We start from the raw sequence: 22,356 nt of genomic DNA, 5'->3' as shown, positions 1-22,356 counted from the left end.
CATCAACATTTTGTTTTAATGCACATTGCACCGAAGATCGTCGGTGATGGGCTACTGACCTTGGACTAGCATGTTGCGCGTTGTCTTATTGCAGTTCATAGCGACGCTGGTCGTCAGTTTGATATCGGGTGCATTGGCAGGGATCCCAGGATTCTTGTCGGCTTTGCTGGGTGGTCTGTGTTGCGTAGTTCCGAATGGACTGTTTGCGTTGAGACTGTTTGCGGCTTCCCGCAAGCCAGGCGGCGCAAATCCCATCTCATTTTTCATTGGTGAATTTGTCAAGATCGCATTGACGGTGACGCTGCTAGGCGCCGTCGCATGGCTGTACCACGATTTGAACTGGCTGGCGTTAATCGCTGCCTTCGTTGTGGCACTGAAAAGTTACATCATTTTATTATTTAGGCACTGACATGACGACTGAAGCGATTGCTGGCGCGGCTGCGGAACACGCACCGACTGCCTCTGAATATATCGTCCACCACCTGGGCCATTTTTCTACTAAGCACCAAGAAAAGATCATCGATTTTTCGATCTTGAACATAGATACTATTTTCTGGTCTGTTTTCGCGGGTGTGGTTGGCTGCCTGGTCATGTACCTCGCTGCACGCAAGGCAACCTCCGGCGTGCCTGGTCGTTTCCAGTCTGCCGTCGAAATGGTCTACGAGATGGTTGATAATCAAGCTAAGTCGATAGTCCACGGAGATCGCAGCTTTATTGCGCCGCTGGCACTGACGATTTTTGTTTGGGTTGCACTGATGAATTCGCTCGACTTCTTGCCAGTCGACATGTTCTCCGCCTTGTTCAGCTTCTTCGGTGTCGAAGAAACGTTCACCCATCATCGCGTCGTCCCGACTGCGGACCTCAATGGCACGATGGGCATCGCCCTCGGTGTTTTCGCCTTGATGATGTACTACAACCTCAAAATCAAAGGGCTTGGCGGCTTCATTCACGAATTGTTCGCAGCGCCGTTTGGTATCTGGCTTGCCCCGTTTAATTTGTTGCTTAATGTTATTGAGTTCGCTGCCAAGACCGTGTCTCTTGCCATGCGACTGTTCGGTAACATGTTCGCCGGTGAATTGTTGTTCTTGTTGATTGCCTTGCTTGGGTCGACCGCCACGGTTTTCGGGTTCGCCGGTCATGTGTTGGCGGGTACGGTTTGGGCGATTTTCCATATTCTGATCGTATTCCTGCAGGCATTCATCTTCATGATGCTGACGCTGGTGTATATCGGCCAGGCGCACGAAGGGCATTAATCGGTTTCAGGTTTTGAAATTGTTGTATTGGTAAGCTGGTTTTTTGATTTAATTTTTATATTTATTTTAACTTTTAAGGAATTGTCATGACTGACCTCTCATTCGTAGCATTGGCGTGTGGTTTGATTATCGGCCTGGGCGCCATTGGTGCTTGTATCGGTATCGCTATCATGGGCGGTAAGTATCTTGAAGCATCGGCGCGTCAGCCAGAACTGATGAATGCATTGCAAACCAAAATGTTTTTGCTGGCTGGTCTGATCGACGCTGCGTTCCTGATCGGTGTTGGTATCGCCATGCTGTTTGCATTCGCAAACCCGTTCGTCGCCAAGTAATTCGCTGCTCGTGGTCGCGTCCCGGTTCGGGGCGTCGGCCTACCGTATTCTGCTAAGGAAAAAATCCATGAACCTCAATGCAACTTTGATTGCACAGTTCGTGGTCTTCTTCATCCTCGCTGGTTTCACGATGAAATTCGTGTGGCCGCCGTTGACGAAAGCGCTCGATGAGCGCGCACAGAAGATCGCGGATGGTTTGGCTGCGGCCGAACGCGGCAAAGCCGAAATGGCAGCCGCAGAGAAGCGTGTTCAGGCGCAACTTGCATCGGCTAACGATGCTGGTCAAAAGCGGATCAGCGATGCTGAGAAGCGTGCCCAGGGCATCATTGACGAAGCCAAGAACACCGCCTCCGCTGAAGCCGCGCGCATTATTGCCGCAGCTAAAGCCGAAGCCGACCAGCAAGTAACTCAAGCGCGCGAAGCTTTGCGCGACCAGGTTGCTACGTTGGCGGTGAAGGGTGCCGAACAGATTCTGAAGCGTGAAGTCAATGCGGCAGTGCATGCCGACCTGTTGACCCAACTGAAAACCGAGCTGTAATCATGGCTGAACTCGCAACGATTGCCCGTCCTTACGCCGAAGCCTTGTTTCGCATCGCAAAGACAGAAGACCTGACCGCCTGGTCCGGTCTGGTCGCGGAAATGGCTCAGGTCGCTGCAGATCCTGACCTGCAAGCTTTGACGCACAACCCGAAAATTTCGGATGCGGATATTGCCGCCACATTTCTGTCTGCCGTCAAATCGCCCGTGGGTGTCGAAGCCAATAACTTCATCACCATGCTGATCGAAAACGGTCGTCTGACCTTGCTGCCCGAAATCGACGCCCAATTCCAGGTATTGAAAAATACCGAAGAAGGCGCCGCGGATGCGGACATCGTCAGCGCGTTCGAATTGACGCCGGAGCAGGTCAGTGCGCTGATTGCCACGCTGGAAAAGAAATTCGGTCGCAAACTCAATCCATTGGTGTCGATCGATTCGACATTAATTGGTGGTGTGCGCGTAGTTGTCGGTGACGAAGTGCTCGACACGTCGGTGCGCGCAAAGCTGCAACAGATGCAGGTCGCGCTCACAGCGTGACCATGCCAACCTTGCCCCTCGCGTAAGCCAGAGAAAAATTTTAGGAGTTTATATGCAACTCAACCCGTCCGAAATCAGCGAACTGATCAAGAGCCGGATTCAAGGTCTCAGCGACAGCGCCGAGATCCGCAATCAGGGTACGGTCATTTCGGTGTCCGATGGTATCTGCCGCATCCACGGTCTGTCCGACGTGATGCAAGGCGAGATGCTGGAATTTCCAGGTAACACCTTCGGCCTCGCGCTGAACCTCGAGCGTGACTCGGTCGGTTCCGTGATCCTGGGTGATTACGAGCACATCTCCGAAGGCGATACGGTCAAATGTACCGGCCGCATTCTGGAAGTGCCGATTGGTCCTGAACTGTGCGGCCGCGTGGTCAATGCACTGGGTCAACCAATTGATGGTAAAGGTCCCGTTAACGCCAAGTTGACCGCACCGATCGAAAAGATCGCCCCAGGCGTGATTGCCCGTCAATCCGTATCGCAACCGATGCAAACCGGTCTGAAGTCGATTGATGCCATGGTGCCAATCGGCCGCGGTCAACGCGAACTGATCATTGGCGATCGTCAAACCGGCAAGACTGCGGTAGCGATCGATGCGATCATCAACCAGAAGGGCCAGGGCGTAACGTGCATCTACGTTGCTATCGGTCAAAAAGCCTCGTCGATCAAGAACATCGTGCGCTCGCTCGAGCTGCACAACGCGATGGAATACACGATCGTCGTCGCCGCGTCGGCTTCCGAATCGGCTGCCATGCAGTTCGTCGCACCGTACGCCGGTTGCGCAATGGGCGAATACTTCCGTGACCGCGGTGAAGATGCACTGATCGTCTATGACGATTTGTCCAAGCAAGCCGTTGCGTACCGTCAAGTGTCGCTGCTGCTGCGCCGTCCACCAGGTCGTGAAGCCTATCCTGGCGACGTGTTCTACCTTCACAGTCGTTTGCTTGAGCGCGCAGCACGCGTGAATCCGGACTACGTCGAAGCCTTCACCAAGGGTGAAGTCAAGGGTAAGACTGGTTCGCTGACTGCTCTGCCGATCATCGAAACACAAGCTGGTGACGTTTCTGCTTTCGTTCCAACCAACGTGATTTCGATCACCGACGGTCAGATCTTCCTGGAAACTTCGCTGTTCAACGCCGGTATCCGTCCTGCGATCAACGCCGGTATTTCGGTGTCGCGTGTTGGTGGTGCTGCCCAGACCAAGGTCATCAAAAATCTGTCCGGTGGTATTCGTACCGACTTGGCTCAGTATCGTGAACTTGCTGCGTTTGCGCAGTTTGCTTCGGACCTCGATGCATCGACCCGCAAGCAGCTCGATCGTGGTGCCCGCGTTACCGAATTACTCAAGCAGGCGCAGTACTCGCCGTTGTCAATTTCGCTGATGGCGTGTTCGCTGTTCGCGGTCAACAAGGGCTACCTCGACGATGTCGAAGTCAAGCAAGTGCTGGCATTTGAGTCGGGTCTGCATGGCTTCATGAAGAGCAGCCACGTTGCTCTGTTGCAGAAGATCGAAGAAACCAAGCAGCTCGACAAGGACGGTGAAGTTGCACTGGCCGCCGCGATTGCAGATTTCAAGAAATCGTTCTGACCCTAACTGTGCATAAGGAGTAACTAAGCATGGCTTCAGGCAAAGAGATTCGAGGCAAGATCAAGAGCGTAGAAAATACGAAGAAGATCACCAAGGCGATGGAAATGGTCGCCGCATCCAAGATGCGCAAAGCGCAGGAGCGGATGCGTGCCGCTCGCCCTTACAGCGAAAAGATTCGTAACATCGCGGCCAACCTGTCCCAGGCGAACCCCGAGTACACGCATCCGTTCCTGGTGTCACAAGACAGCGCCAAGCGCGTTGGTTTCGTCGTCGTCACAACCGACAAAGGGTTGTGCGGCGGGTTGAACACCAATGCACTGCGTTTGCTGACGACGAAGATGCGCGAAGTCGAAAGCACGGGTCACAAGATCGAAGCAGTGGCGATCGGCAACAAGGGATTCGGTTTCCTGAATCGTATCGGTGCGACAGTGGTGTCGCATGCGGTGCAACTCGGTGATGCGCCGCATCTCGACAAGCTGATCGGCCCTGTGAAGGTCTTGCTCGACGCGTACCAGGAAGGTCGTCTGGACGCGGTGTACGTCGTGTACACCAAGTTCATCAATACGATGCGCCAGGAAGCGACACTGGAGCAATTGCTCCCGTTGTCCGCCGACAAACTGGAAGCCGATAAAGGTAATCACGCATGGGATTACATTTACGAGCCAGATGCGCAATCGGTCATTGATGAACTGTTGTTGCGTTATGTAGAAGCATTGATTTTCCAGGCAGTCGCAGAAAACATGGCGTCCGAGCAATCGGCGCGTATGGTCGCGATGAAGTCTGCCAGCGATAACGCCGGCAACGTGATTGGTGAATTGAAGCTGATTTATAACAAGACGCGTCAGGCAGCGATTACGAAGGAATTGTCGGAGATTGTTTCCGGAGCGGCTGCGGTTTAATGCCCTTGCGGGACAGAGTTGAAGAGGTGCCGTAAGGCAACGAATTGCTTTGTCCCCGACTGACTAGAAAAAAGATGCACTCCGGCCACATGCCCGCTTCAAGAGCGACAAGCACGACACCGGGATGCCAGGAATTTAAATTACTTTTGAAGGAACGAACATGGCTGACGGCAAAATCGTTCAGTGTATCGGCGCAGTGGTGGACGTTGAGTTCCCACGCAACGCGATGCCCAAGGTGTATGACGCCTTGAAAATGGAAGGCTCGGAACTGACACTGGAAGTGCAACAGCAGCTGGGCGATGGCATTGTCCGTACCATCGCGCTGGGTACTTCCGACGGTTTGCGCCGCGGCATGATTATTCAGAACACCGGCGGACCGATCATGGTTCCAGTCGGCAAGGCAACCCTCGGTCGCATCATGGACGTGCTGGGTAACCCGATCGACGAATGCGGTCCGGTCAGCCACGAAAAAATGGCATCGATCCACCGCAAAGCTCCTGCGTACGACGAACTGTCGCCATCGCAAGACTTGCTCGAAACCGGTATCAAGGTGATCGATCTGGTGTGTCCGTTTGCCAAGGGCGGTAAAGTTGGCCTGTTCGGCGGCGCTGGTGTAGGCAAGACCGTGAACATGATGGAATTGATCAACAACATCGCCAAGGCACACAGCGGTTTGTCCGTGTTTGCCGGTGTCGGTGAGCGCACTCGTGAAGGCAATGACTTCTATCACGAGATGGCTGATGCGAAAGTGGTCGATCTGGAAAATCCAGAGAACTCCAAAGTCGCGATGGTCTACGGCCAGATGAATGAACCGCCAGGTAACCGTCTGCGCGTTGCGTTGACCGGTCTGACGATTGCGGAAAGTTTCCGTGACGAAGGTAAAGACGTTTTGTTCTTCGTCGACAATATCTATCGCTTCACGTTGGCCGGTACCGAAGTGTCTGCACTGCTGGGCCGTATGCCTTCCGCCGTGGGTTATCAGCCAACACTAGCTGAAGAAATGGGTCGTCTGCAAGAGCGCATCACGTCGACCAAAGTCGGCTCGATCACCTCGATCCAGGCCGTCTACGTTCCAGCCGATGACTTGACCGATCCATCGCCAGCCACCACGTTTGCCCACCTGGATTCGACCGTCGTTCTGTCGCGTGACATCGCCTCGCTGGGTATCTACCCTGCGGTCGATCCACTCGACTCAACATCCCGTCAGCTCGATCCGCTTGTCGTTGGTCAGGACCACTATGACACCGCCCGTGCGGTGCAGGGTACCTTGCAGCGTTACAAGGAATTGCGCGACATTATCGCGATTCTGGGTATGGACGAATTGGCGCCGGAAGACAAACTGCTGGTCGCGCGCGCACGTAAAATGCAGCGTTTCCTATCGCAGCCATTCCACGTTGCTGAAGTATTTACCGGCGCGCCTGGTAAATACGTGTCGCTTAAAGACACGATCAAGGGTTTCAAGATGATCGCGTCGGGCGAGCTCGATCACCTGCCAGAGCAAGCGTTCTACATGGTTGGTACGATCGAAGAAGCAATCGAAAAAGCCAAGAAGGCTCAGTAATCGTTGCTTGCTGGTGCCGGAATCATTCGTCGCCAGTTGCACGACCACTGACTCATTGAACAGATAAGGTTTCAAGATGGCACACACTATTCACGTTGATGTGGTTTCGGCCGAGACGCAGATTTTTTCCGGTGAAGCCGAATTCGTCGCACTGCCGGGCGAGTCCGGTGAACTGGGTATTTATCCGGGTCACACCCCATTGATCACTCGCATCAAGCCGGGCACCGTGCGCATCAAGGTTGCAGGCCAAGCCGAGATGGAGCTGGTGTTCGTGGCTGGCGGTATTCTGGAAGTGCAACCAAACGCCGTGACCGTCCTGGCCGACACCGCGATCCGCGGTGGCGATCTTGACGAAGCCAAGGCATTGGAAGCCAAACGTCTGGCCGAAGAAGCGATGATCAATCAGGAATCAAAAATCGATTACGCTGCGGCACAAGCAGAGTTGTCGGTGGCGATCGCCCAATTGGCAGCGATTCAGCGGTTGCGTCAAAAGCGCTGAGTTTGTATCGCAGCGTGCAGGAAATGAAAGGCAGCTACGGCTGCCTTTTTGACGTTAACCGCCATGATTTGTCACATGAAACGTTGCGCTAGCGCGGTATGTCTTTGCGAGGCAGTGTAATACTGTGGGGCCCTTTATCCGGAGAACTGCATGAATGTCAGCACCCAGTTTCGACCAAAAAAATCTAACAAGATCAGTGACGGTGATGCGGGTGACAAGCCACTGTCAAGCAGCGACAAAGCGACCGACAAGCAGGAAGTCGACGCGATGGCCCAAAAGATTGCTGATTTACAAAACATACTGTACGCCGCACACGACCGCAAGTTGTTGGTCGTCTTCCAGGGAATGGATACTTCCGGCAAAGACGGCGCAGTGAAAGACGTCCTGGGCAGGATCAATCCGTCGGGTATCCGTGGCGTAGCTTTCAAGGCGCCGACTGCCTTCGAAAAAGACCACGATTTCTTGTGGCGCGTTCATCAGCAAACACCAGCCTCCGGTCAAATTGCGGTGTTTAACCGCAGTCATTACGAGGATGTCTTGATCGCGCGGGTACACGATTGGATCGATGACGATGAGCGTAAGCGACGGTTAGCTCAGATTTGTGATTTTGAACGCTTGCTCGCCGAGACCGGCACCGTCGTCGTGAAGTTCTTTTTGCATATCTCGAAGGACGAACAGAAGGGACGCCTCGAGGATCGACTTGCGGAACCGGACAAGCATTGGAAATTCGATGTGCAGGATATTGAGGAACGCAAGTTGTGGGATGCGTATCAGGACGCATACACGGTGGCAATTAACGCAACCGACACCGATCAAGCCCCCTGGTTTGTCATCCCTGCGAATTCAAAAACCCATCGAAACCTGGCGATTGCTTCGATCTTGCTCGAAACGCTGGAAGCAATGAAGCTGACGTATCCGCCGGCCAATCCGGAGCTGAAAAATCTGAAGATCGTCTAGCCCGCGGCGTGGCCTTGCCTGCATTCCGCGATCTCTTCGGTGCCGCAGATATGTGATGTGCGCTTTATGCTTCCCTGTCTGTGCTTTCGGCGATAATACCGGCTTCTTTGATGTTGCCAGGATTCGTCTGATGTCTACCAAGTTCGCCCCGCTGAAAAACGATACCTTTCTGCGCGCATTGTTGCGTCAGCCCACTGATTACACGCCGGTGTGGCTGATGCGCCAGGCCGGTCGTTATTTGCCCGAGTACCGCGCGACGCGTGCCCGCGCCGGCTCCTTCCTCGGATTGGCAAAAAATCCCGATTACGCCACCGAAGTAACACTGCAACCGCTCGACCGGTTTCCGCTGGATGCCGCAATCCTGTTCTCCGATATCCTGACCGTGCCTGATGCAATGGGGCTGGGACTTTATTTTGCTGACGGAGAAGGACCGAAATTTGAACGGCCGCTGCGCGATGAGGCGGCGGTGATGGCCCTTCAAGCCCCTGATCTGGGTGACCTGCAATACGTCTATGATGCCGTCACGCAGATCCGTACCGAGCTCGATGGCCGTGTTCCACTCATCGGGTTTTCAGGCAGTCCCTGGACGTTGGCCTGCTACATGGTCGAAGGTGGTGGTTCAGACGATTTCCGTCGTGTCAAAAGTATGCTGTATGACCGTCCGGACTTGATGCACCGTATTTTGTCTATCAACGCCACCGCCGTCGCCGGCTATCTGAATGCCCAGATTGCAGCGGGTGCGCAGGCTGTGATGATCTTCGACAGCTGGGGCGGAGCACTAGCTGATGGCGCGTATCAGAAATTTTCGTTGGACTATATGCGCGAAGTGGTCGCCCAGTTGCACCTTGATCAGGGAGGTGGGCGTGTTCCCTGCATCGTGTTTACCAAAGGAGGCGGGTTGTGGCTTGACCAGATTGCCGATATCGGTGCCGATGCAGTTGGTCTGGACTGGACAGTCAACCTCGGGCGCGCCAGGGCGCAGGTTGGTCACAAGGTGGCCTTGCAAGGCAATCTTGACCCGGTGGCATTGTTCGCCAAGCCAGAGCAGATACATGCCGAAGTTGCCAGTGCACTCGCTTCCTACGGGGCGCCATCGGAAGGCCATGGCCATGTTTTCAATCTGGGTCACGGGATTTCACAATTCACTCAACCTGATGCTGTCGCTGTGATGGTGGACGCTGTTCATAGCCTGAGTCGGGCGATGCGCTGACTGGCCGGGATCCGGATCGTCGACTTGTTCCGGGTCAGAAAACCGATCTTATTCACAAAATTTGAGCCCAAGAAAAGAAAAATATTATTTTTAAAAATAAAATTTCAGGCGAGTAGCTAAATTCTAAGTGCTTGATTTTATTAGCTTTAAAATCTGCTTCTACAGAGTGCATTTTGTTGAAACCCGCATCAGCTCTGGCTTTGGGGCTTGTCAAGGGTCACTTATCCACAAAGTTATCCACAGTTATTGTGGATACATCTAAAAGTGCTTATGAATCGTGGTGTTACGCAATTACTTCATGTTTCACCTGAGGTGTTAAAAGTCGTTTCTCTGTTTTGCCCGGGATTGATGCAGTTGACACCGGAACGGTTTTCTAGTTTGTATATATCGATAAGCTCATGCTTAAAAGTTACCTTAAAAAACTATAAGTCAATATCCACTGAAGAAAATTTTCTTACTTATGCACAAAATAAATCCTGCATTCGACCCCAGCATATTTATTTGAAAGTTATTTAAAGCGTGTAAGCCGTTTTTTCAACCCATTGATTTAAATGAGTTTAATTTTTGCAATTCTTTTTTTCATTTCCCAGAAAACCGCATGAATGCTGGGATGTGAGCTTGTCAATAGCTTCTTATCCACAAAGTTATCCACAGCCTCTGAAAAATTTATAAAAAGTACTTATGAAACTGATAGTTAGCCAGTTTTCTCATGGAATACTTTAACTCGTGTCACATTGCATCCTAACCGTCGCACTTGACGCACCGCTCGCTGTTGGTTTTGACTACCTCTGGCCTTTGGAAGTGGACAGCACGGTGTTGCCGGCGATCGGGCAAATTGCGATTGTTCCGTTCGGGCGCCGCGAAGTCGCTGCCATGATTGTCGGGATTGGCTCCACAACGGAGGTTCCTGCCGGCAAGCTCAAGAACGCATTGGCCGTGCATGCGCAATTGCCGCCATTGAGTTCGTCGTGGCTGGCCTTGTGCCGTTTCGCTGCCGCTTATTACCATCGGCCGCTTGGCGAAGTGGTGATCCCGGCGTTGCCCAAAAATTTGCGCGGACTGAAGTCGGTTTCGCTGGACAAGGCGCTTAAAAAGCTTGATCAGCCTCGCCTTGCTCATGATGCGACGCCCGCCAACGTGCCGGCGCTCAATCCGGCGCAGCAATATGCTGCTGACGCTATTGCCGGTGCCTCAGGGTATGCGCCGCATCTGTTGTACGGGGTTACCGGCAGCGGTAAAACCGAGGTCTACCTGCATGCGGCCGCGACTATCCTCAGCCAGGCCAGTGATCTGGACAATCCGGCACAGATACTGATCATGGTGCCCGAGATCAATCTGACGCCGCAGCTAGAAGGTAATATCCGCGCGCGTTTTCCAACGGTGATGGTGGTGACATTGCATAGCGGCCTGGCAGAGGGCGAACGCTTGCGCAACTGGCTGGCAGCCCATCTGGGACATGCACGCATCATTCTTGGTACCCGGCTGGCGCTACTGGCATCGATCCCGCATCTGAAACTGATCATGATTGACGAAGAACATGATACTTCTTACAAGCAACAGGAAGGGTTGCGCTATTCGGCACGTGATCTGGCGGTATGGCGTGCGCGTCAATTGGCAATCCCGCTGGTACTGGGCTCCGCCACTCCCTCGCTGGAGACCTGGCACCACGCGCAGTCGGGGCGATACCGCCAGCTCGATCTGCGCGACCGGGCCGTGCGCGATGCGGTCTTGCCTAAAGTCAGTTTGATCAACATGGAGCATGACAAGCCATTTGAAGGCATCACGTCGACTTTGCTGAAGGCGCTCAAAGTGCGGCTTGAACGCGGCGAGCAATCCTTGCTATTTCTGAACCGGCGCGGGTATGCCCCGGTACTGTCCTGCGATGCCTGCGGCTGGATCAGTAATTGCACCCGTTGTACCGCCTTCATGGTCCTGCATAAACCCGACTACCGGCTGCGATGCCATCACTGTGGCCTCGAACACCGGATTCCCAAATCCTGTCCGACATGCGGCAATGTTGATATCCAACCGCTCGGGCGCGGCACCCAGCGGGTCGAGGAGGGGCTGCAAAGTCTGTTGCCGGAAGCCCGGCTGCTGCGCATCGATGCCGATTCAACGCGCCGCAAGGGCAGTGCGCAGGCCGCTTTCGACAGCGTGCATCGCGGCGACGTCGATATCCTGATTGGTACCCAGATGGTGGCCAAGGGACACGACTTCCAGAACCTGACGCTGGTAGGCATCCTCAATCCCGACACGGCGCTGTTTTCGCAGGATTACCGGGCGAGCGAGCGACTGTTCGCGCAACTGATGCAAGTGGCAGGGCGGGCGGGGCGGGCGGCGCAAAAAGACGGCGGTAGTCCCAGCGAAGTATTGATCCAGACGCGCTACCCGCAGCATCCGCTCTATGCCGCGATCATCGCGCACAACTACGACCGTTTTGCTAACGAATTGCTGGCAGAGCGCCGACAAGCGGGGCTGCCACCGTACATCTTTCAAGCCTTGCTGCGCGCCGAAGCCCGCGAACTCCCCATCGCGCTGGAATTTTTGCGCGCGGCGGCAGCAGCGGTAAAGCAGGACGGCATCGTTATCAACGACCCTATTCCGATGACAATGATGCGCGTGGCCAACGTCGATCGGGCCCAGTTGCTGATCGAGTCAGCGTCCCGCCCTGCATTGCAGGCATTTCTGACGGTATGGATAGCGGCACTGCGCGAGATCAAGACACGGGCACGGTGGTCGGTCGAAGTCGACCCGGCCGATATCTGAATCGCACTTAGCCCAGCTCACCGTCCTGCACCATCTGGCGTATCAGGCGAATCGTATCGATATCGGCTTCCTGATAAGCCGAATGCCGGAATTCGTTATAAAACGCATCGACCGAGCCTTCCTCTTCGGTTTGACTATCCTCGTACGAAAACCGCACGAACAGCAGTTCTGCTTGCGGCTCCTCGATGGTCATTGTCAGCGCCGAAGGCGGGATGTCCTTTTGCTGCGGTATCGCATAGTGGACCATTTGACCGGTGGTAAGCGTGACCTGGTCACGAATCACCAGATCGCCATACTGCAATTCGCGGGCGAAGCCGGAATCAGTGAGTGCCGTGATCGAGCAGCGATCCAGATACGGCACGAACAATTTGGGTGCTTTCGCGCGCAACACCAGGCCACGCCAGAGCTGCTCACGCGTCAGGGTTTCCACCAACGGCAAAAGCGGATCATTGATTTCGATCAAGTGAGTAAATTTCATGCAAATGCCATTTCAGTGAGCGTTGGAAATAGGAGTCGATATTGGGCCGGAAAGCGTGCTTTGCAAGTAACAGTCCATTGTCGCGGCGAATCAAGTTGACCAAAGCTAAACTTTTCGCACTGTTTTATTGATGCTCTGTCATGGCCAGTGATTGCCATAGAGTCAAGAAAGGCAGGTTGCCGGCGGCACCGGTATTTGTCCGGAACTTTCACTAAAACTCTCCGGTCTTGATATGCGGGTTCGGATTGCCCGGACCCTGCGGCGCATTGAAGGTCGACGCGCCTATCCAGTGGTTCTGCAAATCTCTGTCTCGCGTTATCGACGGATCGTTGCGGTGCGCGAGGACATGCACATCATCCCTATTGCCGGAGTAATCAAATTGAACCGACTTGCCTATTCATCTGCCATTTTTCTTTCATTCACCCTTGCTGCCTGCGGTAACGATACCGGTTTCAGTAGCCCGTTCCGACAGATTAGTGCGGGCGCTCCCGCGCCCGCGCCTGTGCGCGTTCCAGTAGCCAGAATTCCAGCTCCGGTAGCGCCAACCCCGGTTGCTGCTGTCGTGGCAAATGTCGCTGCGTCACAAAGCTGTGGACTACCCAATTTTCAGCAGGAAATGATGAGTCGTCTTAACCAGGTGCGCGCTGCAGGACGTGTCTGTGGCGGCACGGCACGCGCGGCGGTCGCCGCTGTCAGCTGGAACACCAAGTTGCTCGCGGCAGCGAGTCAGCATTCGGTAGACATGGCGGCTAAGAATTATTTTTCGCATAGCGGTAGCGATGGCAGTTCCGGTGGTCAACGCATTACCAACGCCGGTTACCGTTGGCGCATGTGGGCCGAAAATATTGCTGCCGGCCAAAGCTCGATTGATCAGGTGATGCAGAGCTGGCTCGACAGCCCCGGCCATTGCGATGCCATCATGAACGCGACCGCTGCAGAAGTCGGCGTGGCGTGCGTCCGTAATGATGCCGACAACTACAAGTACTACTGGACCATGGAATTTGGCGCACCGGGCTGAGTGCATCATCATCGTCGTGCCGCCTTGTCCGGGCAGGCGGCACGTCCGCCGGCGCACTGTCATAATCCGCAGTCAACATCCTGCCCGGAGAGTCCATGAATACCCGTAAGCTGCTGGCATTGCCCGCCTTTCTGTTCGTCTTGTGTGTAGCGCTGGTGTCACCGGTCAGGGCCGCCGATGCCGTTACTTTCGCTAGCACCGCAGTGACCCGAATCCCGTTCGAAAAATACACATTGCCCAATGGCCTGGATGTCATCCTGGTCGAGAATCACCGCTTGCCGCTGACGGCCGTCAATCTCTGGTATCACGTCGGTCCAGCCAACGAAGCGCCCGGCCTGACCGGTTTTGCGCATCTGTTCGAGCACATGATGTTCGCCGCCTCGAAGCACGTGCCGCGTGGCACTGCCGATAAATTACTCGAAGGCGCTGGCGCAACCGACTCCAATGGCAGCACCGATTTTGACCGCACCAACTACTTCGACACCGTGCCGTCGAACCAGCTCGAACTGGCGCTCTGGGTCCATGCTGATCGCATGGGTTATCTGCTCGATGTTCTCGACCAGACGGCATTGACCAACCAGATTGACGTGGTCCGTAACGAGCGCCGCCAGAGCGTTGAAAACACGCCCTACGGCATTGTCGAAGAAGCCCTGTTCCATCAGCTGTTCCCGAAGACGCATCCGTACTACGCCAGCATCATCGGTTCGCATGCCGACATCCAGTCCGCCAAACTGGGCGACATCAAGCACTTCTTCACGCAGTACTACCGGCCCAACAACGCCAGTCTGGTCATCGTCGGCGATATCGACAAGGTCCGCACCAAGGCGCTGGTGGCCCGATATTTCGGCAGCTTCAAGCGCGGCCCGGCGCTACCAAAGTCGACTGTGGTGACGCCACCGATCACCAGCGAGCGGCGCGCCGTCGTGACCGATCAGGTCGAGCTGCCACGGGTTTATATGGCCTGGCTGACGTCACCGGCCTACCAGCCGGGCGATGCCGAACTGGCGATTGCCGGACAGATTCTTGGCGGCGGCAAATCCAGTCGCCTGTACAAGTCGCTGGTCTATGACAAGCAGATCGCCCAGGAAGTCAGCGCCTCGCAAGGATCGAACGCACTGACCTCGATGTTCGTGGTGTCGGTAACCGCGCGTCCCGGCCACGATGCAAAAGAAATTGAAGCCGCCATCGACGAACAACTGCAGCTGTTACGTAAGAACGGCCCCGATGACAAGGAAGTCGCGCGCGCCCGCAACACAATCGAAACCGCGATGCTGACCCGTCTCGAGAAAGTCGGTGGCGAAGGCCTGGCCAACCAGCTGAACCAGTACAACCAGTACCTCGGTGACCCCGGCTATCTGCCGAAGGATATCGAACGCTATCGCCAGGTCACTGCCGCCGACGTCAAGCGCGTCGTCGATGCGCAACTAGCTACGATTGCGCGCGTGGTTGTGCATGGCGTACCGGGCCCGAAAGAACTCGGACCGGAAGTGCCAACGCCGCCGGCAGCAAAAGCGCGTGCCGAACCGCGCACCTCGCTCAACAAAGATGAGTCATGGCGCCGGCAAGTGCCGAAGGCTCAGCCATTGGCCCCGTTTGCACTACCCCGGGGCGATGCTTTTACGCTCGCCAATGGCCTGACCGTGATCCACAACTTCAATCCGGCCTTGCCGCTGGTCGCCGCCGAACTGGTGGTGCGCAGCGGCTCCGGCGCGAATCCTGCCGGCCAACCGGGGCTGGCCAGCTTTACCGCGCAGATGCTCGAGGAAGGCACGACCAGTCGCAGCGCACCGCAGATCGCCGACGAACTCGCGCAACTCGGCGCTTTCATGGCAACCGGCTCGACGGCCGATGCATCGATCGTATCGGTGATGTCGCTCAAGGCCAATTTCAGCCAGTCGCTCGATGTGCTGGCCGACATGGTCCGGCATCCGGCATTTCCGGCCGAAGAAATCGAGCGCAGTCGCAGCAGCCGGCTCGGTGAACTCAGCCAGGAACGCGAGAACGCGCCGGCCGTCGCTGCCCGTATCGAGCTCGCTGCGTTGTATGGCACCGACCACCCCTACGGCAGCGTCGAACTCGGGACCGAAGCATCGGTCAAGGCGACGCGTCGCATCGATCTGGAGCGCTTCTGGAAACAGCATTACGTCCCTGCAAACGCCGCGTTGGTGGTCTCCGGCGACATCACCCGCGCCGGCTTGACAGCACTGGCCGAAGCCCGTTTCGGCGACTGGAAAGGTACCGTCAGCGAGCCGGCCACGCTCGGTCCGGTGCAGCCAACTACCGCAAAACTGATCCTGGTCGACAAGCCCGGTGCGCCGCAAACCGCCCTGCGCATCGTCACCCTCGGCCCCGATCGCAAGACGCCTGATTTCGAAGCGCTGCAGGTCATGAACGCCGCGCTAGGCGGCTTGTTCACGAGCCGTATCAACAGCAATTTGCGTGAAGAAAAAGGCTACACCTACGGTACCAAATCGGGCTTTGCCTATCACCGCGGGCCGGGTCCATTTTCGGTGGCGGGCAGTATCCGCACCGATGTGACCGGACCGGCGGTTGCCGAAATCTTCAAGGAAGTGCGCGGCATGATCCGTGCGCCGATGGGTGCGGCCGAGCTGGCCAATGCGCGCAATGCGCAAATCCTGTCGCTGCCGGGTCGCTTCGAAAACAACCAGGCCATAGGCGCGTCGCTGGCCAACATTTTTGTGTACGACCTGGGTACGGATTACTACGTCGGGCTGCCCGAACGCTACGCTGCCGTCACCGCGAAGCAGGCACAAGCAGTTGCTGCAAAGTATCTGCAACCCGGGAAAATGATCGTCATCGGCGTTGGCGACAAGGCCAGTATCGGGCCGCAGTTGGACCAGCTCAAACTGGGGCCGGCCGAGTTGCGCGATGCCGATGGCCAGCGGCTGAAGTAAGCGGCAGGAGAGCCGGCCGGCGGCGGTACAATGCCGCTCGCCTCCTCACCGTCTGTCCCCATGTCCTCGACCCCTTCATTCGGCCTGAACGCTCCGCAAAGCGAAGCGGTCCATTACCTCGATGGTCCCTGCCTGGTGCTGGCCGGTGCCGGCTCCGGCAAGACCCGCGTGATCACGCAAAAAATCGCCCATCTGATCGAGGATCGCGGCTACGAACCCAAGCACATCGCCGCGCTGACATTCACCAACAAGGCCGCACTGGAAATGCAGGAGCGCATCGCCAAACTGCTCAAGCAACCGCGCCAGGCCAAGCAGCTCACGGTCAGCACCTTCCATTCATTGGGCGTCAAAATCCTGCGCCAGGAAGCGCGCCAGCTCGGCTTGAAAGACCGTTTTTCGATCATGGATAGCGATGATTGTTTTTCGCTGGTGCAGGACCTGGCGATCACCACCGACAAGCAATTGATCCGCCGTATCCAGGGCGCGATGTCGCTGTGGAAGAACAGCCTGACCGATCCTGATACCGCCATCAAGCAAGCCATCGACGACGAGGAAGCCGACGCCGCACGGATCTATCGCAGCTATGTGGCGACACTGTCGGCGTACCAGGCGGTCGATTTTGATGACCTGATCCGGCTGCCGGTCGAACTGTTTCGCAGCAATGAAGCAGTGCGCGACAAGTGGCAGCGGCGTCTGCGCTATCTGCTGGTCGACGAGTACCAGGACACCAATACCTGCCAGTACGAACTGGTCAAATTAATGGTCACCGGTATCGGCAAGAAGCCGCTCTTCACGGCGGTGGGCGACGACGACCAGGCCATCTACGCCTGGCGCGGTGCGACCATCGAAAACCTGAAGACATTGCAGGTCGATTTTCCCGACCTGAAGGTCATCAAGCTCGAACAGAATTACCGCTCCAGCACGCGCATTCTCAGTGCCGCCAATGCCGTCATTTCAAACAACCCGAAGCTGTTCGACAAGTCGCTCTGGTCCGAACACGGCCTCGGCGATCCGGTCAAGGTGATGGCGATGGAAGACGATGAAATCGAAGCCGATCAGGTCGCCATCATGCTGTCGGCGCACCGCTTTGAACGACGCGCGAATTTCTCGGATTACGCGATCCTGTATCGCGGCAATCATCAGGCCCGCGTCCTTGAAAAAGCGCTCAGGCGCGAACGCATTCCGTACACGATGTCGGGCGGTCAGAGCTATTTCGACCGCGCCGAGATCAAGGACATCATCAGCTACCTACGCCTGATCGCTAACGGCTCCGACGACCCGGCCTTCATCCGCGCAGTGACCACGCCCAAGCGCGGCGTCGGCCAGTCGACGCTCGAAGTGCTGGGTACCTTTGCCGGCCAATGGCAATGCTCGCTGTTCGAGGCGGTCTTCAAAGGCGGGCTCGAGGCGAAACTGCCGGAGCGCCAGATCAAGCCGCTGCGCGAATTTGGCAACTTCATCAAACAGCTCGAAGAGCGCGCCGACGGCAGCGGTGAAGACGCCGCCGAAGTCCTCGACGACATGATGAAAGCGATCAATTACGAGTACTACCTGTACGACAATTTCGATGACCGCCAAGCCCGGAGCAAATGGGAAAACGTGGTCGACTTTACCGGCTGGCTGAAAGAAAAATGTACCGGCGGTAAAGACGGCGAAGCACCCGAAAAAAGCCTGCTCGAACTGACCCAGATGGTCGCGCTGATGACCATGCTGGAAGGTAAAGACGAAGAGCCGGATGCAGTGCGCATGTCGACGCTGCACGCTTCCAAGGGACTGGAATTTCCGCATGTCTTTCTGATCGGTGTCGAAGAAGGCATCCTGCCGCACAAGGGCGACCCCGACGCGCCATTCGAGACGCTGGGCGCGCGCATCCAGGAAGAACGCCGCCTGATGTATGTCGGCATCACGCGGGCGCAGCGCACGCTGCACGTGAGCTGGTGCAAGCGCCGCAAGCGCGCGCGCGAAAGCATCAATTGCGAAATGTCGCGCTTCATTCCGGAAATGAAGCTTGACGAAGGCGAGGCAGTACCAACGGAGGCGGAAATCATTTCGCCGAAGGACAGGATGGCGATGCTCAAGGAGTTGCTACAGAAACCGCGCACGCCGTGACCAGATGCCCGCGAGTCCGGGAAGATGTAAGAAAAAATGAGGAAACAGGTCTGACGAACACCCTCTGCTAAGGTGAAGACATCAACAAGCCATGACCGCAATAACGTGAATGTACTTCACTAGGTCATTCTTCCGGACGGCGTATCGTCCAGCCTGTATGCCTCGATCAAGGATCCCATCATGATGAAATCAACTCAAGTTCTGTTCGGTTCAGCCATCCTCGTAGTTGCCAGTTTTGCGGGTGCCCAATCGCTTTCCGTCGGTGCCGGTCTGAACTCCAATGCGGGGACCTCCGCGCCGGTTGCCGTCACGCCGATGAGCCCCGCCAATATCGTCGTCGGTGCCGGTGCCAACGGGGCGGTATCAGTGGCGCCACCGGCCGATCCGTATGTCCAGAAGCGCGAAGAAGATGCCGCCGCCAGGAACGATGCAAAGATGAAGAAAGACATGGCCAAAGAGCAGTACAAGGACAGTAAGGCGCTGGCCGAGTCCGATTTGAAAGCCGAGAAACGCGCGTCGGCGCGTGAGCGCAAGGCCAGGCTCGCTGCGGATATCAAAGCAGGTGCAAAAGCCGATATCGGCAACTGAGCTTAAGCCGCACATCGAGCCGCCGCCCCGTAAAACGGGCGGCGGTTTTTTTATCGGCCGGCCGTTAAAATGAGGCCCCGCTACCATCCAGCAAATCCCGTTGAAATCACCCCGCCAGCGCAAGATCATCCACTGCGATTGTGATTGCTTTTATGCCGCCGTCGAAATGCGTGACGATCCGTCGCTGCGGCTCCTGCCGGTGGCCGTCGGCGGACGTGCCGACCAGCGCGGCGTAGTGGCCACCTGCAATTACGAAGCGCGTCGCTTCGGCGTCCATTCGGCGATGGCTACGGCGCAAGCGGTCAAGCGTTGTCCCGGTCTGATCGTACTGCGTCCGGCGATGGAAAAATACCGCCTCGCCTCGCAGCAGATTCTGGCGATCTATCGCGATTACACCGACCTGGTCGAACCGCTATCGCTGGACGAAGCCTATCTCGATGTCACCGATGCGACCCGGCACGGTGGCAGCGCCACGCTGATCGCGCAAGAGATCCGCGCCCGCATCGAAGCGACCGTCGGCATCACTGCATCGGCCGGCATCGCGCCGAACAAATTCATCGCCAAGGTTGCCAGTGACTGGAACAAGCCCGATGGCCAGTTCGTCGTGCGCCCGCACGAAATCGATGCTTTCGTGGCCGTCTTGCCGGTCAAGAAATTGCATGGCGTCGGCAAAGTCACTGCTGCAAAACTCAATGCGCTAGGCGTGCATGTCTGCGCGGATTTGCGCAGCTGGCCGCGCGCCGAACTGCTGCAGCAATTCGGCAAATTCGGCGAGCGGCTTTACAGTCTGTGTCGCGGCATCGATGAGCGCGAAGTCAATCCGGGTTCCGAACGTAAATCGGTCAGCGTCGAGGAAACCTATGTCACCGATCTGCCGGATCTTGCGTCCTGCGCCGCCGAACTCGACGCGCTGATCGACATGCTGATCGTGCGGGTCCGGCGCGCCCGGGCCGAGCGCCATATCCACAAGCTCTACATCAAGATCCGCTTCGCCGACTTCCGTCAGACCACCGTCGAATGCGTCGCTACGACGATTGATCGTGACATGCTGCACAGCCTGCTCGAGACCGGGTTTCGACGGCGTGAGCAGGCTGTGCGCTTGCTGGGGGCGGGTGTGCGCTTGGGCGAAGAGGAAGAGCCGGGAACCCAGTTGTCCTTGTTCGGATTGGAGGAGCGGATGGATGGCACGCTGTCCGGAGAGTCCTCTCATAGCGATTAAATCAGCTCACATTGCCTGAATCGGCTCATATCAGCTCATAACGAGCCGATATGAGCCGATTCAAGGAGCAATACCATGTTGCCTATCGATAATTTGTTGAAAGTCTTGCGCGAACGGCATCTTGCTGGTCAGGGCAGTGCAACGTCAACCGAGCTTGCCCGGCTCGCTGAAGCGAGTCCCGCCACAGCCAAGCGGTGGCTGGCATTGCTGGTGCAAGCAGAGAAAGTGGCCCGTGCAGGGCAGGGTCGGGCGACCCGCTATGCATGCGTTGATGTGCCCGAGCAGAACATGCTCAGCGATACTCCCGTCCCCACATCCACAGGCGACACGCCAACATGGTCTGCAGCCAGCCAGTCGCTGCGCAAATTTCTGGTAAGTCCTCTGGCGGGGTGCAATCCGGTCACTTATCAACATCACCGACACGGTCTACGTGCCGACGCAGATTCCGTTGCTGCTGGAAGAGATGTTGGGCGTCATCATCGACAAATCCCGGCTCATCAAGAATCCGCTGGAGGCAGCATTTTTCCTCTGGATTAACTTTGCGTACCTGCAGCCTTTTGAGGACGGCAACAAGCGCACCAGTCGGCTCGCCGCGAACGTGCCGTTGATGCTGTACAACTGCGCGCCGCTATCCTTCCTGGATGTCGAACCGCATGATTACGCCAGCGCGATGATCGGCGTCTACGAATGTCTTGATGTCTCGATGGCGGCCGATCTATTCGCATGGACGTACCGGCGTTCGCTGACAAAATACGCTGTCGTGGTCGCATCGATGGGAACGCCTGACCCGCTGCGACTGCGCTATCGGAAAACATTGAATGAGGTGATCGGACAGATTGTCCGGGACCGCAGGAGCCTCGCCGAGGCGATGGACTCGTCACGGGTGACCGCCGATTCTGATCCCGGATTTGAAGAACTACTGTTGAGTGAATTGCAAAAGCTCGATGCCAACAACTGCGCGAGATATCGGCTGACGATGCGTGCGACCGAAGCATGGATCGATGCGGGCAGGCCGCGATCATGAATGTGCCCGCTAGCGGGCAAAAGTGTCGGGGCATAAAAAAAGCCTGCTTGCGCAGGCTTTTTTATATTGGCGGAGTGGACGGGACTCGCCTACCTGCGGCAGGCCGCTCACTCGCTTGCAAGCGAGTGCCTTCGCGTCCCGCCGTGAGCCGCGCAGGCGGCTCACTTCACTCCGAGAAGTGTGCCCGCCAGCGGGCAAATGTGACGGGCATAAAAAAAGCCTGCTTGCGCAGGCTTTTTTATATTGGCGGAGTGGACGGGACTCGCCTACCTGCAGCAGGCCGCTCACTCGCTTGCAAGCGAGTGCCTTCGCGTCCCGCCGTGAGCCGCGCAGGCGGCTCACTTCACTCCGAGAAGTGTGCCCGCCAGCGGGCAAATGTGACGGGCATAAAAAAAGCCTGCTTGCGCAGGCTTTTTTATATTGGCGGAGTGGACGGGACTCGCCTACCTGCAGCAGGCCGCTCACTCGCTTGCAAGCGAGTGCCTTCGCGTCCCGCCGTGAGCCGCGCAGGCGGCTCACTTCACTCCGAGAAGTGTGCCCGCCAGCGGGCAAATGTGACGGGCATAAAAAAAGCCTGCTTGCGCAGGCTTTTTTATATTGGCGGAGTGGACGGGACTCGCCTACCTGCAGCAGGCCGCTCACTCGCTTGCAAGCGAGTGCCTTCGCGTCCCGCCGTGAGCCGCGCAGGCGGCTCACTTCACTCCGAGAAGTGTGCCCGCCAGCGGGCAAATGTGACGGGCATAAAAAAAGCCTGCTTGCGCAGGCTTTTTTATATTGGCGGAGTGGACGGGACTCGCCTACCTGCAGCAGGCCGCTCACTCGCTTGCAAGCGAGTGCCTTCGCGTCCCGCCGTGAGCCGCGCAGGC

General features: G+C 56.6%; 21 protein-coding genes. 19 read left to right on the top strand and 2 right to left on the bottom strand.

Features of this window, described 5'->3' with window-relative positions; translation table 11 throughout:
* The first annotated feature begins 70 nt into the window (after positions 1 to 70).
* The 11 genes from RHM62_RS01620 (at position 71) to hemE (ending at position 9,373) form a co-directional block, all read left to right on the top strand.
* Positions 71 to 409: an ATP synthase subunit I gene (locus tag RHM62_RS01620; RefSeq protein ID WP_322123848.1), complete on the top strand. Its 339-nt coding sequence runs from the start codon at positions 71 to 73 to the stop codon at positions 407 to 409.
* Between the two features lie 16 nt (positions 410 to 425).
* Positions 426 to 1,253: a F0F1 ATP synthase subunit A gene (gene atpB / locus RHM62_RS01615; RefSeq protein ID WP_416172308.1), complete on the top strand. Its 828-nt coding sequence runs from the start codon at positions 426 to 428 to the stop codon at positions 1,251 to 1,253.
* An 86-nt stretch (positions 1,254 to 1,339) separates the two neighbouring features.
* Positions 1,340 to 1,585, top strand: a complete 246-nt coding sequence (gene atpE, locus RHM62_RS01610; protein WP_322123846.1) for a F0F1 ATP synthase subunit C — start codon at positions 1,340 to 1,342, stop codon at positions 1,583 to 1,585.
* Positions 1,586 to 1,652: 67 nt separating this feature from the next.
* Positions 1,653 to 2,123 (top strand): F0F1 ATP synthase subunit B, encoded by a 471-nt coding sequence (locus RHM62_RS01605; protein WP_322123845.1) that lies wholly within the window; start codon positions 1,653 to 1,655, stop codon positions 2,121 to 2,123.
* A 2-nt stretch (positions 2,124 to 2,125) separates the two neighbouring features.
* Positions 2,126 to 2,659, top strand: a complete 534-nt coding sequence (locus tag RHM62_RS01600; RefSeq protein ID WP_322123844.1) for a F0F1 ATP synthase subunit delta — start codon at positions 2,126 to 2,128, stop codon at positions 2,657 to 2,659.
* A 52-nt stretch (positions 2,660 to 2,711) separates the two neighbouring features.
* The gene (atpA, locus tag RHM62_RS01595; RefSeq protein ID WP_322123843.1) at positions 2,712 to 4,247 is read left to right on the top strand and encodes a F0F1 ATP synthase subunit alpha; all 1,536 of its coding nucleotides are present in this window, start codon (positions 2,712 to 2,714) and stop codon (positions 4,245 to 4,247) included.
* A gap of 29 nt (positions 4,248 to 4,276) precedes the next feature.
* Positions 4,277 to 5,146, top strand: a complete 870-nt coding sequence (gene atpG, locus RHM62_RS01590) for a F0F1 ATP synthase subunit gamma (protein ID WP_322123842.1) — start codon at positions 4,277 to 4,279, stop codon at positions 5,144 to 5,146.
* A 160-nt stretch (positions 5,147 to 5,306) separates the two neighbouring features.
* Positions 5,307 to 6,707: a F0F1 ATP synthase subunit beta gene (gene atpD / locus RHM62_RS01585; RefSeq protein ID WP_322123841.1), complete on the top strand. Its 1,401-nt coding sequence runs from the start codon at positions 5,307 to 5,309 to the stop codon at positions 6,705 to 6,707.
* A 76-nt stretch (positions 6,708 to 6,783) separates the two neighbouring features.
* Complete coding sequence (locus RHM62_RS01580) at positions 6,784 to 7,206, top strand: F0F1 ATP synthase subunit epsilon (protein WP_322123840.1); 423 nt, start codon at positions 6,784 to 6,786, stop codon at positions 7,204 to 7,206.
* Positions 7,207 to 7,356: 150 nt separating this feature from the next.
* Entirely contained in the window at positions 7,357 to 8,163 is an 807-nt protein-coding gene (locus tag RHM62_RS01575; protein WP_322123839.1) for a PPK2 family polyphosphate kinase, read from the top strand.
* Positions 8,164 to 8,293: 130 nt separating this feature from the next.
* Entirely contained in the window at positions 8,294 to 9,373 is a 1,080-nt protein-coding gene (hemE, locus tag RHM62_RS01570; protein WP_322123838.1) for a uroporphyrinogen decarboxylase, read from the top strand.
* Positions 9,374 to 9,425: 52 nt separating this feature from the next.
* Here the strand turns inward: hemE and RHM62_RS01565 are convergent, their stop codons facing one another.
* Entirely contained in the window at positions 9,426 to 9,587 is a 162-nt protein-coding gene (locus tag RHM62_RS01565) for a hypothetical protein (RefSeq protein WP_322123837.1), read from the bottom strand.
* Between the two features lie 512 nt (positions 9,588 to 10,099).
* Between RHM62_RS01565 and RHM62_RS01560 the strand changes: the two genes are divergently transcribed.
* Entirely contained in the window at positions 10,100 to 12,139 is a 2,040-nt protein-coding gene (locus RHM62_RS01560) for a primosomal protein N' (RefSeq protein WP_322123836.1), read from the top strand.
* 7 nt (positions 12,140 to 12,146) lie between these two features.
* On the opposite strand, the gene RHM62_RS01555 is transcribed toward RHM62_RS01560, so the two are convergent.
* Positions 12,147 to 12,617, bottom strand: coding sequence for an SRPBCC family protein (locus RHM62_RS01555; RefSeq protein WP_322123835.1), 471 nt, complete (start codon positions 12,615 to 12,617; stop codon positions 12,147 to 12,149).
* A gap of 616 nt (positions 12,618 to 13,233) precedes the next feature.
* Here RHM62_RS01555 and RHM62_RS01550 point away from each other — a divergent pair.
* From RHM62_RS01550 to RHM62_RS01520, 7 genes are all read left to right on the top strand, one after another.
* On the top strand, positions 13,234 to 13,635 hold the full coding sequence (locus RHM62_RS01550) for a CAP domain-containing protein (protein WP_322123834.1): 402 nt from the start codon (positions 13,234 to 13,236) through the stop codon (positions 13,633 to 13,635).
* A 95-nt stretch (positions 13,636 to 13,730) separates the two neighbouring features.
* A complete protein-coding gene (locus tag RHM62_RS01545) occupies positions 13,731 to 16,550 on the top strand; it encodes a pitrilysin family protein (protein WP_322123833.1) in 2,820 nt (939 codons plus the stop codon).
* A 60-nt stretch (positions 16,551 to 16,610) separates the two neighbouring features.
* Positions 16,611 to 18,659, top strand: coding sequence for a UvrD-helicase domain-containing protein (locus RHM62_RS01540; protein ID WP_322123832.1), 2,049 nt, complete (start codon positions 16,611 to 16,613; stop codon positions 18,657 to 18,659).
* A gap of 180 nt (positions 18,660 to 18,839) precedes the next feature.
* Positions 18,840 to 19,247, top strand: a complete 408-nt coding sequence (locus RHM62_RS01535) for a hypothetical protein (protein ID WP_322123831.1) — start codon at positions 18,840 to 18,842, stop codon at positions 19,245 to 19,247.
* Between the two features lie 100 nt (positions 19,248 to 19,347).
* Entirely contained in the window at positions 19,348 to 20,466 is a 1,119-nt protein-coding gene (dinB, locus tag RHM62_RS01530) for a DNA polymerase IV (RefSeq protein WP_322123830.1), read from the top strand.
* 75 nt (positions 20,467 to 20,541) lie between these two features.
* Positions 20,542 to 21,003 carry a hypothetical protein gene (locus RHM62_RS01525; RefSeq protein ID WP_322123829.1) on the top strand — a complete coding sequence of 154 codons (462 nt, stop codon included), beginning with the start codon at positions 20,542 to 20,544 and terminating at the stop codon, positions 21,001 to 21,003.
* The gene (locus tag RHM62_RS01520) at positions 20,915 to 21,490 is read left to right on the top strand and encodes a Fic family protein (RefSeq protein ID WP_322123828.1); all 576 of its coding nucleotides are present in this window, start codon (positions 20,915 to 20,917) and stop codon (positions 21,488 to 21,490) included. The genes RHM62_RS01525 and RHM62_RS01520 overlap by 89 nt, the downstream gene beginning before the upstream one ends.
* Positions 21,491 to 22,356 lie beyond the last annotated feature (866 nt).

Origin of the sequence: Actimicrobium sp. CCC2.4 (genome assembly GCF_034347385.1) — a bacterium.
Classification (GTDB): domain Bacteria; phylum Pseudomonadota; class Gammaproteobacteria; order Burkholderiales; family Burkholderiaceae_D; genus Actimicrobium.
Note: the sequence above shows the minus strand (reverse complement) of the source record. Positions and strands in the feature narration are given on the sequence as shown.